The sequence below is a fragment of the Aquitalea pelogenes genome (genome assembly GCF_041914625.1).
GTDB lineage: Bacteria > Pseudomonadota > Gammaproteobacteria > Burkholderiales > Chromobacteriaceae > Aquitalea > Aquitalea pelogenes.
This window is the reverse complement of sequence record NZ_JAYSDA010000004.1, coordinates 105,433-118,800: the sequence shown is the minus strand read 5'-3', so window position 1 is coordinate 118,800 and position 13,368 is coordinate 105,433. Positions and strand designations below refer to the sequence as shown.

Annotated in this window: 12 protein-coding genes; 7 read left to right on the top strand and 5 right to left on the bottom strand. The window is 57.2% G+C overall.

The annotated features are described in order from the left end of the window. Positions 1-4 precede the first annotated feature (4 nt). The 4 genes from ACE3SE_RS05010 to ACE3SE_RS04995 all read right to left on the bottom strand — a co-directional run bounded on the left by ACE3SE_RS05010 (position 5) and on the right by ACE3SE_RS04995 (position 3,350). Entirely contained in the window at positions 5-688 is a 684-nt protein-coding gene (locus ACE3SE_RS05010) for a type 1 glutamine amidotransferase domain-containing protein (protein WP_374554123.1), read from the bottom strand. Between the two features lie 75 nt (positions 689-763). Then, positions 764-1,858, bottom strand: coding sequence for an N-ethylmaleimide reductase (gene nemA / locus ACE3SE_RS05005; protein ID WP_374554122.1), 1,095 nt, complete (start codon positions 1,856-1,858; stop codon positions 764-766). A gap of 33 nt (positions 1,859-1,891) precedes the next feature. After that, positions 1,892-2,632: an NADPH-dependent oxidoreductase gene (locus tag ACE3SE_RS05000; RefSeq protein WP_062787598.1), complete on the bottom strand. Its 741-nt coding sequence runs from the start codon at positions 2,630-2,632 to the stop codon at positions 1,892-1,894. A 103-nt stretch (positions 2,633-2,735) separates the two neighbouring features. After that, positions 2,736-3,350, bottom strand: a complete 615-nt coding sequence (locus ACE3SE_RS04995; protein ID WP_131358392.1) for a TetR/AcrR family transcriptional regulator — start codon at positions 3,348-3,350, stop codon at positions 2,736-2,738. 548 nt (positions 3,351-3,898) lie between these two features. Here ACE3SE_RS04995 and ACE3SE_RS04990 point away from each other — a divergent pair. Genes ACE3SE_RS04990 through ACE3SE_RS04965 form a run of 6 tightly spaced genes read left to right on the top strand, consistent with a single transcriptional unit; the run spans position 3,899 to position 10,072 of the window. Next, positions 3,899-4,534, top strand: a complete 636-nt coding sequence (locus ACE3SE_RS04990) for a GspH/FimT family pseudopilin (RefSeq protein WP_374554121.1) — start codon at positions 3,899-3,901, stop codon at positions 4,532-4,534. Further along, complete coding sequence (pilV, locus tag ACE3SE_RS04985; RefSeq protein WP_374554120.1) at positions 4,531-5,145, top strand: type IV pilus modification protein PilV; 615 nt, start codon at positions 4,531-4,533, stop codon at positions 5,143-5,145. Before ACE3SE_RS04990 ends, pilV begins: the two co-directional genes overlap by 4 nt. Before the next feature lie 8 nt (positions 5,146-5,153). Continuing rightward, entirely contained in the window at positions 5,154-6,119 is a 966-nt protein-coding gene (locus ACE3SE_RS04980; RefSeq protein ID WP_374554119.1) for a PilW family protein, read from the top strand. Then, positions 6,101-6,640, top strand: coding sequence for a pilus assembly PilX family protein (locus ACE3SE_RS04975; RefSeq protein WP_374554118.1), 540 nt, complete (start codon positions 6,101-6,103; stop codon positions 6,638-6,640). Before ACE3SE_RS04980 ends, ACE3SE_RS04975 begins: the two co-directional genes overlap by 19 nt. Positions 6,641-6,651: 11 nt before the next feature. Next, on the top strand, positions 6,652-9,666 hold the full coding sequence (locus ACE3SE_RS04970) for a pilus assembly protein (RefSeq protein WP_374554117.1): 3,015 nt from the start codon (positions 6,652-6,654) through the stop codon (positions 9,664-9,666). Positions 9,667-9,673: 7 nt separating this feature from the next. Next, the gene (locus ACE3SE_RS04965) at positions 9,674-10,072 is read left to right on the top strand and encodes a type IV pilin protein (RefSeq protein ID WP_374554116.1); all 399 of its coding nucleotides are present in this window, start codon (positions 9,674-9,676) and stop codon (positions 10,070-10,072) included. Between the two features lie 122 nt (positions 10,073-10,194). Here the strand turns inward: ACE3SE_RS04965 and yiaY are convergent, their stop codons facing one another. After that, positions 10,195-11,346 (bottom strand): L-threonine dehydrogenase, encoded by a 1,152-nt coding sequence (gene yiaY / locus ACE3SE_RS04960; protein ID WP_374554115.1) that lies wholly within the window; start codon positions 11,344-11,346, stop codon positions 10,195-10,197. Between the two features lie 641 nt (positions 11,347-11,987). On the opposite strand from yiaY, the gene gabT reads away from it, so the two are divergent. Further along, positions 11,988-13,253: a 4-aminobutyrate--2-oxoglutarate transaminase gene (gene gabT / locus ACE3SE_RS04955; RefSeq protein ID WP_374554114.1), complete on the top strand. Its 1,266-nt coding sequence runs from the start codon at positions 11,988-11,990 to the stop codon at positions 13,251-13,253. The last annotated feature ends 115 nt before the right edge of the window (positions 13,254-13,368 follow it).

The window sequence follows — 13,368 nt, the reverse complement described above, 5'->3', positions numbered from 1 at the left end:
AGAATCAGCCGTTCAGCCGGGCCAGCAGCTTGTCTGCCACCAGTTCGGACGAGGCCGGGTTCTGGCCGGTAATCAGCAGGCCGTCTTCTCGCACGAATACGCCCCAGTCCGGGCCTTTTTCATAAATGCCACCCTTGGCTTGCAGCGCGTCTTCCACCAGCAGCGGCACGATGTCGGTCAGCTGTACGGCATCTTCTTCCGTATTGGAAAAACCGGTGACCTTGCGCCCGGCCACCAGTGGCTGGCCCGCGGCATCACGCGCATTCACCAGCACGGCCGAGGCATGGCAGACGGCAGCCACCGGCTTGCTGGCGGCAACAAAGGCTTCGATTAGTGCAATGGATGCGCTGTTATCGACCAGGTCCCACAGCGGGCCATGGCCGCCGGGGTAGAACACGGCGTCAAAATCATCGGCTTTTACGCTGTCCAGGGCTACGGTATTGGCCAGTACGGCTTGCAGGGCAGCATCCTGATTGAAGCGTTCGGTGGCCGGGGTGCTGAAGGCCGGGTCGGCGCTCTTGGGGTCGATCGGCGGCTGGCCACCCTTGGGCGAGGCCAGGGTGATGGCTACCCCCTTGTCGGCCAGCGCGTAATAGGGTGCGGCGAATTCTTCGATCCAGAAACCGGTTTTGTGGCCGGTATTGCCCAGGGTGTCGTGGCTGGTGAGGACAAACAGGACTTTTTTCATGGTGTGCCTTCTCGTATGGGGTGGTCCGGGCGGCGTAGGCCAGCCCGGACGCTTGTTGTCAGTGTTCAGTCAGGCTTACAGCGTCGGGTAGTCGGTGTAGCCCTTGGCATCGCCACCGTAGAAGGTGGAGGCATCCGGGGCGTTCAGCGCGGCACCGGCTTGCAGGCGTTCCACCAGGTCCGGGTTCGCGATATAGCTGCGGCCAAAGGCCACTGCATCGATATAGCCCTCGCCAATCAGCTTTTCCGCTTTTTCCGCGCTATAGCCACCGGCAGCGATGATCACGCCCGGATAGCGTTTGCGGATTTCCTGGCGGAAGGCTTCGCTCAGCGCCGGGCCACCGGCCCAGTCCGGCTCGGATATGTGCAGGAAAGCCAGCTTGCGCTTGGCCAGCTGTTCGATCACGTACAGCGCGATGTCTTGCTGCTCGACATTGGACACACCATTGAACACACCCAGCGGCGAAATGCGGATGCCCACGTGTTCGGCATCCCATTCAGCCACCACGGCATCCACCACTTCCAGCAGGAAGCGGGCGCGGTTTTCCACGCTGCCACCGTAGGCGTCGGTACGCACATTGGCTTCCGGCGACAGGAACTGGTCCAGCAGATAACCGTGGGCACCGTGGATTTCCACCAGATCGAAACCGGCGCGGCGCGCGTTGTCGGTGGCGCGGCGGTAGTCTTCCAGAATGTCGGCCAGTTCGGAAATTTCCAGTGCGCGCGGCTCATCGCAGGGCACGCGGGCCAGGCTGCCATCCGGCTGGCGCACATTGGTGTTGCTCTCGGCGCGGATGGCGGACGGTGCTACCGGTGCTTCGCCATCCGGCTGCAAGGAGCGGTGCGAGATGCGGCCGGTATGCCACAGCTGCAGCGCGGTCTTGCCGCCAGCGGCATGTACCGAGGCGTTTACCTTGCTCCAGGCGGCAACCTGTTCTTCGCTATAGATGCCCGGCGCACCGGCATAGCCCTTGGCGGTAGGGGAGATGTGGGTGCCCTCGGCGATGATCAGCCCGGCGCTGGCGCGCTGGGTGTAGTACTGCACCGACAGATCGGTGGGCACATCGCCCGGTTCGGTATTGCGCAGGCGGGTGAGCGGGGCCATGGCCACGCGGTTGTTCAGGGTGACGGCACCCACTTGCAGCGGGGTAAACAGTTTATCCAGACTCATTTCAGCTTCTTCCTGTAGGCAAAGACAAGTTGATCAACGGTCAAATCCAAAGCCCTGCTTGCGGGCGACGGGGGCGACTTCGGGGAAATACACGTTCTGGTAGTACTGTGCGGTATTGGCGCTCCACGGCAGGCCATCCGGACGGCCAATCTGCTGCCAGTAGCTAGCCAGTGTCTGGTCGTACTGGCGGATTTGTTCCGGCAGTTGTGCAGCCTGGTAGTGCTCGTGATGGACAAAGCTCTCGCGCGGCAGGCGCGGCTTGATGCTGCTGTCCTGATCGGTATAGCCGATGACCACGCCAGCAATCGGGAAGGTGTATTCCGGCAACTGCAGCAGCTCGATCATGGCTTGCGGATTGCGGCGAATGCCGCCAATCGGCACCACACCCAGGCCGGCAGCGCGGGCGGCGGTCATCAGGTTGCCCAGCGCAATGCCGGCATCCACGGCGCCGACGGCAAAGCCTTCCACGCTGTCCTGAATCACCTGTTCGGCACCGGCAGCTTCCACGCCAAGGCGGGTCTTGTAGAAATCCACCACCAGGGTGACAAATACCGGCGCCTGGGCAATCCACGGCTGGCCTCCGGCGAGAGCGGCAATTTGCTGGCGGCGGGCTGCGTCCTGCACCACCACCAAGGACACCTGCTGGCCATTGATGGAAGTGGGGCCTTTCCAGGCAGCGTCCAGCACCGCATCCAGTACCTCGGCGGGGATGGGCTTGTCCTGATAGCTGCGAATACTGCGATGTTGCTGCATCAGTTCCAGTGTGCTGTTCATGAAGCATTCTCCCGTGTGGGTGAAAATAAATAGACCGGTCGTCTAGTTGATGTGTCAAAAATACCCGCCGCAGGGGCGGGTAGGATAAATCCGTGTTGCTGCGTCAGCCTGCCTGACAGTCACCGGGCTTGAGCATGGCGTCGGTCAGTGCCTGAGCCTGCAGCATGGGCTGCTGGGTGTGCTGCACCTTGAACAGCAGGGCGGAGCCCACCCACAGGCTGTACAGGCTGCCTGCGGTGTCTTCGGCTGACAGCCGGGTACACAAGCTGCCTTCCTGCTGGCCGCGGCGGATACAGTCGGCCAGGCGGACAATTACTCGGCCCATGCCTTCGGCCAAGGCTTCACGCATCGGTTCGGACAGGTCGGATACTTCTGCCGCCAGCTTGATGGCCAGACAGCTCTGATTGCCTTCTTCGCATTGCTGGTGGCGGTCCAGCCAGCCGGAGAAATAACGCAGCAAGCAGCTGCGTGCATCGCCCTGGTTTGGGTCCAGCGCTTCCAGCAGGCGCGCATCGTAATGTTCAAAGTAACGCCGCAGCATTTCCACCCCGAAACCTTCCTTGGAACGGAAGTAGTGGTAGAACGAACCTTTGGGCACACCGGCACAGCCGAGGATTTCGGCCAGGCCTACGGCAGAAAAACCCTTGCCCAGGATGATGGACTCACCGGTGGCAAGCAGGTGTTCGCGGGTATCGGAAAACTGGCTGGGACGTGACATGGGGAGATAGTACTAGACCAGTCGTCTAGTTTGCAAGTTTTTTGTGGGCCTACTGTCTGCTGCAAGCTGAAATCCTGCGGTATGGCAACTTGATACGCTGCATATGGTTACAGCTTGGGTGGCGACTATCTTTGACGCGGCCTGGTCATGGCTCCGACGGAAGATGGGCGTTGTACCGATTGGCCCATGCAAGAGGAGGGCGGGCTGTAATTATCTGGTCTGATGACTGGCAGGCCTGTACGGAAGAACTGTATTGCAGGCATGACAGAATAAGCCGCATGCGGCTAGGAACTTGGTTTGATAACAGGATGTGAATAATTCAGTAAGAATTAAAGGGTTTTTCTATTGATTTGCGATGCTTGGAATTGTCATCTATCAAATATTAATCAGACCGTTAAATATAAAATACAGATGCATCTTTGATTGCCTTAGGAAAATTCTTGTAAATAGTCTTTATCTATGTAGAATGCGTAACATTGATCAATTGCATTGATAATGGGATGTACGCTGGCTGTGCATCGTCACGCCACTTGCCCATGCATACCACCATGCCCCAATTCCCAGCAGGAAAAACAGTAGCGTCCCGCCAGCGACGACTGGGTTTTACTCTGGTCGAGATGATGGTGACGGTTGGTGTTGGCGCCATCATGATGGCTGTTGCCGTCCCCCAGTTCCGTACCCTGGTAGCCAATAACAAGATCACCACCGAAGCCAACCGCATCGTGGCGGGTTTCAACTATGCCCGCACCGAAGCCGTGCGTCGCAATCAGCCAGTCTACATCTGCTCGGCCAATCTCAATACCAATAGCATGAGCATCAGCGGCTGCCTCAGCTCGCAAACCAGTAGCAAGTACAACTGGGGTTATGGGCAGTTGGTGTACGCCGACAATATCAGCACCGGCACCATGGGTAGCTATGACAGTGGTGAAGCCATCAAGAGCTTTTCCTTCTACGGCGAAATGAACAATGCATCGGCCATCAATCTGGTGATGTCCACCGCGCCGGTGGCCAGCGTCAACCAGTTGGCCTTTGGCAGTGATGGCCGCTTGCTGGATGGCAATAGCCGCAAGCTGTTGTTGCAAGACACCAGCAATAATCTGTGCCGCGTCATTCTGGTGAGTGGTTCCGGCCGCAGCAAGGCGTGTGATAGCAGTACCGACAGCAGTTGCGGAGCCTGCTCATGAAGAAAATGACCGGCTTTACCATGCTGGAAGTGCTGATGTCCATTCTGATTGTCGGTATCGGCATGCTGGCGCTGGCCGGCATGCAGGGCCGTACCCTCAAGACCGTGCGCGAGGCGGAGCAGCAAGGCGTAGCCGCCATGCTGGCTGCCGAAGTGGCCGATGCCATGCGTGCCAATTCCTATGCCAGCATCAATGCCAGCGGTAGCGTGACAGAAGACTGGACCAACTACGTCGAAACCAGTTACAGCGACCACACCACCGTCCCGTCCACCCTGTGCAATGCGGCGACCGGCTCGCAATGCACCAATGCACAGATGGCCGCCTACGACCTGTACCAGTTCAAGAACAACCTGGCCACGGCATTCTCCGACAGCAGCCAGAACAATGTGCGGGCCATTATCTGTCGGGACAGCAATGCTTCCTCCACCATCAATTTCAACGATAGCAAACTGGGTGGTTGCACCGGTGGCAGCAAGCTGATGATACGGGTGGCCTGGAAGGCCGCCATGGAAAAAACCGCCAATACCGCCCTGGGCAACAATAGCGCCAATTCGTCGGCAGCCAGTGCCACGACCCGGGTATATGGCTATGTCTTGCAGTTTGAACCATGAGTAAATCCATGAAACGGATGCGCGGCTTTACCTTGATCGAGCTGATGGTGTCGCTTACCCTCGGCATGATCGTGCTGGGTGCAGTAGTAGCGGTTTATGTCAACAGCAAGCGCACGTTCAATGTGGTCAGCCAGCGTATCAGCATGCAGCAGGATGCACGCATTGCCCTGCTGCAGATTTCGCGCGATTTGCGTATGGCCGGCAGCTATGGCTGCGCCACGCTGGATGCCAACAATACGGCAGCTTCACAGGCGGTGACGGTGGATACCAGTGCGGTGAGTTCGCCTGCGGTGTATCAAACCTTCATTACCAGTGGCGGCAGCTACCTGCCATTCGCGGCCTATGCTTCCGGCACAGCCAGCAACTGGCTTAACGGACAGACGGCCTCGTCAGGCACTGATGTACTGGCCGTGCAGTATGGCCGGGGAACCGCACAGGCGACCGCGATTGCCTCTGGCGGAGTGGCCACGTTTTCGGCCAACAGCAATAACCAGCGAACCTATACCGTCGGGCAGCAGTACTGGGTAGCCAGCACCTGCCAGAAAATCCTGCTGAAGAAAACCACTGCAGGTCTGGCTTCGGCCGGGGTGTCGGTGAATGTGGGCAGTGTGACTTCCGGTGCCGACATCATGGACCTGGTATCCCGTGCCTATTTCGTCAACAGCAGCGGGGCGCTGGTGATGACCGAGCTGGGGCAGGGCGGTACCTTGCTAGGGCCGAACGAACTGATCAGCAATGTCACCAACCTGCAATACGAATACGGCGAAATTACCGATAGCACCAATTGCCTGGTGACTTACCGCAGCCGCGCGTCGGTGGGCAACTGGCGCAATGTGTCATCGGTACGTATCACCATGACGGTACGCAGCCAGAACCAGGTACCGCTGGCCAGCGGCAACAGCTTTGGCTACCTGACCCAGACTTACCAGACCACTGCCGCCATCCGGGGGAAGCAATGCTATCGCGCCAGCTGAATTCCCGGCTGCCCCATGTCCAGCGCGGGGCCAGCCTGATCGTGTCGCTCATCCTGCTGGCAGTGATTGCCCTGCTGGTGGTGTATGGAGCACACCCCCTGCTGACCGAACAGAAGATTGCCAGCAACCAGAACGACCGCACGCTGGCATTCCAGCTGGCCGAACTGGGGCTGAAAGCTGGTGAGAGCTATGTGGCCACCAACAAGCCGGCAGCCAATTCCTTTGTGGCAGCCTGCACGGGCGGTCTTTGCCTGCCCAGCCAGTCGGCTGGTGGGACCAATGCCTGGGAGCGCAGCAATGTGTTTACTGGCACCTATGGCAACTCGTTGCAGTGCAGCACCTGCACCATTACCGGCGAGACCCTGCAAAAGCCGCGCTATACCATTGAATTGCTGGACAGCAATTACACCGATGCGGTGACCGGTACTTCGGGTGCATCGCTATATCGCATTACTTCTCGTGCCTGGGGCCGCAATCCCAATACCCAGGTTACCTTGCAAAGCTATTACGTCGTTTCCTGAGGCAGTTGCCCATGTCCCGTTCTGTTACTGTTTGCACGGCAGCTGTGCTTGCACTGTTTTCTGCCACGGTTTTTGCTGCAAATCCGTATCCGGCTGTGCCGCTCTATCTGAATCAGAAAACCGTACGGCCCAATATTGCACTGATGGTGGATGATTCGGGGAGTATGAATGATGCTCCCAATGGTAGTTCCGTCACCACTTCCAACCCATCCAAGATTACCATTGCCCGTAAAGTATTGACCAATTTGTTGAATAATAATTGGGATATGGCTTATTGGGGCTTGTTTCATTTTAATTATGGGCCATATGATTATTATTATAATGGCCGTTGGTATCTGGGTTATGTGCCCTTGCGAACCAGCCTGAAAATAAATGGATGGAGCGATCCCACGCTATCTACGTCCAGTTCTCAGCTTACTGATTTTGTGAATAATATCAATGGTAGTGGTTTGACTGATTATCTGGGTACGCCAAGTGCTGGGGCATTTTATAATATCATGCGCTCATTTGCCGGGCGGCCTGGTTGGAATGGCATGCCCAGCTATCAAACGCCACAGGACTATACCAATGCTTCGCCCATCAAATATGTTTGCCAAAAAAATTTTGTTATTTTTATATCGGACGGCTATCCCAATGATGAGGTAGTCAATGCTACCGAAAAGAATAAATCCGGAACATCCGTAGCGTTGAATAGTTATACCCCGGTCGGTGTTACGATGCCGACAGTATCTGCCAGTGTAGATCCGACCCTTATCCGTTATGCTGGCTTTTATTATCAGAACGGTATTGTGCCCAATGGCGTGACAAAGGATACCGAAGGGAATACCTATAGTGCAGCTACTGCACAACCGGTGGTGACTTACACTATTGGTTTTGGTTTGCCTGCGACGGATGATGGTCAAAAGGTATTGGCGGCCACCGCTACGGCAGGTGGTGGGCAAAGCTTCAATGCCAGTGATGAAGCCTCGCTGACCAACTCGCTAAAATCGGTGTTGAACAGTATTTCGTCTACTACAGCCACCAACGTGCCGGTGGTGGCCAGCAAGCCTACCAACCCCTCCGAAGCGATTCAGGCAACGTTTTATTCGGGTGACTGGTCTGGCCAGTTGCATGCCTACAGTGTCAGTAGCACGACGGGGCTTGCCAATCTGACTTCACCCATTCCGGTGCTGTTCAATTCTTCCAGTGCAACACGACTGGCCAATATTTTTACCAGCACCGGGGCCAGTGCCAGTGGTGCGCTGTACACCAGCGTTTCCAGTGACAGCAACCTGAACAGCTATCTTTCCGGTGGCTCGCCGTCTGGCTGGCGTAGCCGTAGCGGTGACAAGTCCACCCCGTCTACCCTGGGTGACATCATCGACTCCACGCCTACCCCATTCGGCACTACTGCAACTGCCGGTTTCGCGGTGGGAGCCAATGACGGCATGCTGCATGTGTTTGGCCGCACCACCAGCAATTACACCGAAGTTTTTTCCTATATTCCGCGTGCCGTTACGGCGGCCAATCTGGCCTTGCTCGGTTCCACGACCTATGGCGGTGCCCAACCCCACCTGTATTTTGTCAATGGCAACCTGACCTTCAACAATGTCAGTGGCGGGGATAACCAGTTTTCTACCTCGACCACCTCGGTGCTGACCGGCGGCATGGCGCAGGGCGGCCAGGGGCTGTTTGCGCTGGATATCAGCAATACCGTGGCCAATCCTTCGCTATTGACTGGTGGCAGTGTATTCGGTGCCGGCAATGTGTTGTGGGACCATGTACCGACAGATTCCGGCTTTACCAATCTGGGTTATACCTTTGCCAAGCCGGTGATTGCCCAAGTCTATTATGGCGGGAAAAAGAAATGGGCGATGATTACCGGCAATGGCTATGACTCCACCAATAAAGCCACCACCCTGATGGTGATTGACCTGAAAACCGGTGCCATGCTGTACGAGATTAATACCGGTACCGCCAGCAATGGCCTGTCATCCCCTGCGGTACTGGATGTGGATGGCGACAAGGTGGCGGATTATGTTTATGCGGGTGATCAGTCCGGTAATGTCTGGCGTTTCAAATTGCAAACCAGCAGTGATCAGACGACGTCGGTCAGCAATTTCTTTACCGCTCAGGCCAATCAGCCCATCGTGGCAGCGCCGGCCATTTATGCCATTCCGGGGGGGGGCTACATGGTATACGTCGGTACCGGCCGCATGATGTACGAAAACACCAGCTATAACGACCGCACCACGGTGTATCCGCAATCGCTGTACGGCATTTACGACGACCAGACCAAGACCAATCTGACTTACAGCAGCTCCACTTTTATTACCGATGGTGAAGTGGCTACCCTGAGTGGCACCGCCTCCATTGACGGTTCCACAACCTCCACTGCTTCCGGCAAGGTAGGTAGCAGTGTGGTGTTTCGCGAAACCACCACCATTAGCGATGCCGCCACTACCGGTGGTTTGTCAGTGGGGCCAAGTGGTAATCGCGCTGGCTGGGTGTTCAATATGAACAGCACAAATGGCGAGCGCATGATCTACCAGCCGGTGGTGGCATTGGGCAAGCTGTACTTCACCACCCAGGTGCTGAAAGGCAGCGCCCTGGTGTGCAGTAATGTGAACCAGCAAAGCGGTTGGGTGATGGCGCTGGACTTGATGACCGGCGGTGCGCCGTCGACACCTGCTTTCGACCTGAATGGCGATGGCAAGATCAATACCAGCACCACTTCGCCTGATGGTGATACGGTGAGTTTTACTGATAAAAAAACCAATATTCCGTCCGGCATCAATTACAACATCGGCATTCCATCGGCGCTGTCCATCGCCTTTACCGTTACCACGGTGAATCTGGGGGACTACACTTCAACCGATGGCGGCCAGCTGGGTAGCTATCCTTATCCGTCCTCCACCAATACCAATGAAGTACTCACTTTCTACGTGGGCGGGACGGGGGGCAGCAACGGCAATGTGGCGGCGGGCAAGCTGATTCCCAAAGCCACGTCGGTGGGACGGCGTATTGGCTGGCGTGAAATTTTCTGAGGTGGCTATGAACAAACAGCAGGGTTTTACCTTGATCGAACTGGTTATCGTGGTGGCGATTGTCGGCATACTGGCTGCCATTGCCTATCCGTCCTACACCCAGCATGTCATCAAGGGTAACCAGGCGGCCGCCAAGGCCAATCTGGTGGAGAATGCCCATTACATGTCGCGCTGGTATGCGGAGAAGGGTACTTACGCCTCGGCCACCCTGCCTTTGACCACCGCGCCCAGCAACGGCACCACGCTCTACAATATTGCCGCCAGCGGTACCACGGCGGATACCTTCTCACTGGTGGCCACGCCAGTGAACGGCATGTCGCAGGCCGGCACGGAAACCATTTCGGTCGATCAGGACGGCAATATCCTGTATTGCAGCCAGACCAACACCGGTAGCTGTCATCAGTAAACAGCCTTGTTATTGGCGCTATCAGCAGACGCCGCGTGCTACAAAGCAAAACCGCCAGTCCGTAAAGATTGGCGGTTTTTTATATGGCCGGGAGTGTTTACCCCGGCCAGCCCGGCAGGGGCTTACATCGCCCCTTCGAAAATGCTCTCGATTTCTGCCTGGCTTGCCTGACGCGGATTGGTCAGGCCGCAGGCATCTTTGAGGGCGTTACGTGCCAGCAGCGGAATGTCCTCCCGCTTGACCCCCAGTTCACTCAGCGAGGCCGGGATGCCGATGTCAGCGGCCAGCTTGCGGATGGCCACCAGGCAGGCCTTGGCGCCGGCTTCTGCCGTGAGTCCATTGGTGTTGACACCCATGGCGGCTGCGACGTCAGACAGACGGGCGGCCGATGTCTGCACATTGAACGCCTCCACATGCGGCAGCAGCAGGGCATTGCAGACGCCATGCGGCAGGTCGTACACCCCACCCAGCTGGTGTGCCATGGCATGGACATAGCCCAAGGACGCATTGTTGAACGCCATGCCGGCCAGAAACTCGGCATAGGCCATCTGTTCACGCGCTTCCAGGTTCTTGCCGTTTTCCACTGCGGTGCGCAGGTACTGGGAGATCAGCGATACCGCCTTGAGCGCGCAGGCATCGGTGATGGGTGTGGCGGCGGTGGAAACATAAGCCTCGATGGCGTGGGTGAGGGCATCCATGCCGGTGGCTGCGGTCAGGCCTTTGGGTTTGGCAATCATCAGGTCCGGGTCATTGACTGACAGGATGGGGGTGACGTTGCGGTCGACAATGGCCATTTTCACGTGGCGTGCTTCGTCGGTGATGATGCAAAAACGGGTCATCTCGCTGGCCGTACCTGCGGTGGTATTGATGGCCACCAGAGGCAGCTGCGGTTTATTCGAGCGGTCCACCCCTTCGTAATCGGCAATCTTGCCGCCATTGGTGGCCACCAGCGCAATGCCCTTGGCGCAGTCATGCGGCGAGCCGCCGCCCAGCGAGATGACAAAGTCACATTTCTTTTCCTGCAGCACGGCAAGGCCGGCTTCGACATTGCCAATGGTCGGGTTGGGCTTGGCCCCGGCAAAAATGGTGGCCTGGATATCCCGCTCGGCCAGCAAATCCCTGATACGGCCTGCGACGCCGATTTCATCCAGCACCTTGTCGGTGACGATCAGCGCATGGCGAAAGCCATAAGCCTGGATGGATTGAATGGCGTCTTTCAGGCAACCGGCACCCATGACGTTGACAGCAGGAATAAAGAAAGTCGTGGTGGTCACTGTGTTATCTCCTTGATTGACAGGCAGGTCTCTTGGCTGGACCGGCCCTGACTGCAGGCAAAAACAACGTGCATTGCATGACCGCTAGGTCACGGCTGCAGCCTATAGCGCGTTGGCCTGACTTCCCATTCGACTTTAGTTGCACGTCTTTCTACGCATTGTCAGCACCTTGATTTTGCGTTTTGACAGCATTTGTTCCGGCTGACTGGCAGGGCTGCTTCCTGTGCGCATGTCTGTTATGCCTCCTGCTGTGGATGGGTGAATTCATGCTGTGACTCAGCTTGCTATTGGCATTTAACTTCAGATAGAGACAGTTTCCAGAAAGAGCCTGCCAATGCCTGTATCTGGCTGAAATTGATGTTTTTTTGTCAAAAACAACGCATTTTTTTCATCACTCTCAATCAGAAATTTCATTTTTTATTCAATGGCTTGCCCTGTCATCACCGGTGACTGCCTGCCACTTTTGCGTGTTTAAAATAATATTCATTGTGGCGTTTTGTTAAACGCGTGATTAGAATTGGTGCGCCGAGATGCAATGGAAAATCCAGTTGATACAAGGATTTGACAGCTTTGGATACTGTAGACAGGTATCGACTGTTTAAAAAATTGCCACTCGTTTTGTCAATGACAGGAGAAACAGCATGAGCAACAAGGACCTGATGCAGCGCAAGGCGGATGCAACACCGCGTGGCGTGGGCGTCATGTGTACGTTCTTTGCCGACAAGGCCAAGAACGCCGAAGTATGGGATGTGGAAGGCAACCGTTATATCGACTTCGCCGGTGGTATCGGCGTACTGAATACCGGCCATCTGCATGCCAGGGTGCAGGCCGCCGTGGCCGAGCAACTGAACCGCTTCAGCCATACCTCGTATTCCATCATTCCCTACGAATCCTATGTCAGCGTGGCTGAAAAGCTGAACCAGCTGACACCGGGCAATTTCGCCAAGAAAACCGCCTTCTTCAGCACCGGCGCAGAAGCAGTCGAGAACGCCATCAAGGTGGCCCGCGCTGCCACTGGCCGTCCGGGTGTGATTGCCTTTGGCGGTGCCTTCCACGGCCGCACCATGCTGGGCATGGCGCTGACCGGCAAGGTGGCCCCGTACAAGATCGGTTTTGGCCCGTTCGTAGGCGAGATCTACCACGCCGCTTATCCGAATGCCATGCACGGTGTGTCGGTTGAGGATTCGCTGGCCAGCATCGAAAAGCTGTTCAAGTTCGATATCGAAGCCAAGCGCGTAGCCGCCATCATCTTCGAGCCGGTACAGGGCGAGGGTGGTTTCAATATCGCACCGACAGAGTGGGTGGTGGCACTGCGCCAGCTGTGTGATACCCACGGCATCGTGCTGATTGCCGACGAAGTGCAGGCCGGCTTTGCCCGTACCGGCAAGCTGTTTGCCATGGAGCACTACCCGGTTGCCCCTGACCTCACCACCATGGCCAAGTCGCTGGCCGGTGGCTTCCCGCTGTCCGCGCTGGTGGGCAAGGCCGAGCTGATGGATGTGTCGGCTCCCGGCGCGCTGGGCGGCACCTATGCCGGCAGCCCGCTGGGCCTGGCTGCGGCCAGTGCGGTGATTGATGTCATCCGCGAAGAAAACCTGCTGGAGCGTTCCAACAAGCTGGGCGATTTGCTGAAGGAAAAGCTGCACAGCCTGAAAAAGGACATTCCGCAGATTGCCGACGTGCGTGGCCTTGGTGCCATGGTGGCTGTTGAATTCAACCAGCCGGGCACGCACCAGCCAGATGCCGAATTCACCAAAAAGGTACAGACCAAGGCGCTGGAATCCGGCCTGATCCTGCTGACCTGCGGGGTGTACGGCAATGTGCTGCGTTTCCTGTTCCCGCTCACCATCGAAGACGAAATCTTCGCCGAAGCGCTGGCCAAGCTGGAAGCCGCGCTCAAGGCCTGATGCCGGATTGCCGCCTGGCTGGCCTGTGCGCCCGGCCTTGCGGCCCCGGTGTGCTGTAAGCACGGGCGTGCACCGCCGCTGCCTGCCGGTAGCGGCAGGGTGTCGCCTGTGTCCA

What these genes read in the sequence shown, in the direction of transcription:
- gabT (WP_374554114.1), top strand. Translation starts at nt 11,988, where the DNA reads ATGAGCAACAAGGACCTGATGCAGCGCAAGGCGGATGCAACACCGCGT.
- ACE3SE_RS04970 (WP_374554117.1), top strand. Translation starts at nt 6,652, where the DNA reads ATGTCCCGTTCTGTTACTGTTTGCACGGCAGCTGTGCTTGCACTGTTT.
- nemA (WP_374554122.1), bottom strand. Translation starts at nt 1,858, where the DNA reads ATGAGTCTGGATAAACTGTTTACCCCGCTGCAAGTGGGTGCCGTCACC.
- ACE3SE_RS04990 (WP_374554121.1), top strand. Translation starts at nt 3,899, where the DNA reads ATGCCCCAATTCCCAGCAGGAAAAACAGTAGCGTCCCGCCAGCGACGA.
- ACE3SE_RS05000 (WP_062787598.1), bottom strand. Translation starts at nt 2,632, where the DNA reads ATGAACAGCACACTGGAACTGATGCAGCAACATCGCAGTATTCGCAGC.
- pilV (WP_374554120.1), top strand. Translation starts at nt 4,531, where the DNA reads ATGAAGAAAATGACCGGCTTTACCATGCTGGAAGTGCTGATGTCCATT.
- ACE3SE_RS04980 (WP_374554119.1), top strand. Translation starts at nt 5,154, where the DNA reads ATGAAACGGATGCGCGGCTTTACCTTGATCGAGCTGATGGTGTCGCTT.
- ACE3SE_RS04975 (WP_374554118.1), top strand. Translation starts at nt 6,101, where the DNA reads ATGCTATCGCGCCAGCTGAATTCCCGGCTGCCCCATGTCCAGCGCGGG.
- ACE3SE_RS04995 (WP_131358392.1), bottom strand. Translation starts at nt 3,350, where the DNA reads ATGTCACGTCCCAGCCAGTTTTCCGATACCCGCGAACACCTGCTTGCC.
- ACE3SE_RS05010 (WP_374554123.1), bottom strand. Translation starts at nt 688, where the DNA reads ATGAAAAAAGTCCTGTTTGTCCTCACCAGCCACGACACCCTGGGCAAT.
- ACE3SE_RS04965 (WP_374554116.1), top strand. Translation starts at nt 9,674, where the DNA reads ATGAACAAACAGCAGGGTTTTACCTTGATCGAACTGGTTATCGTGGTG.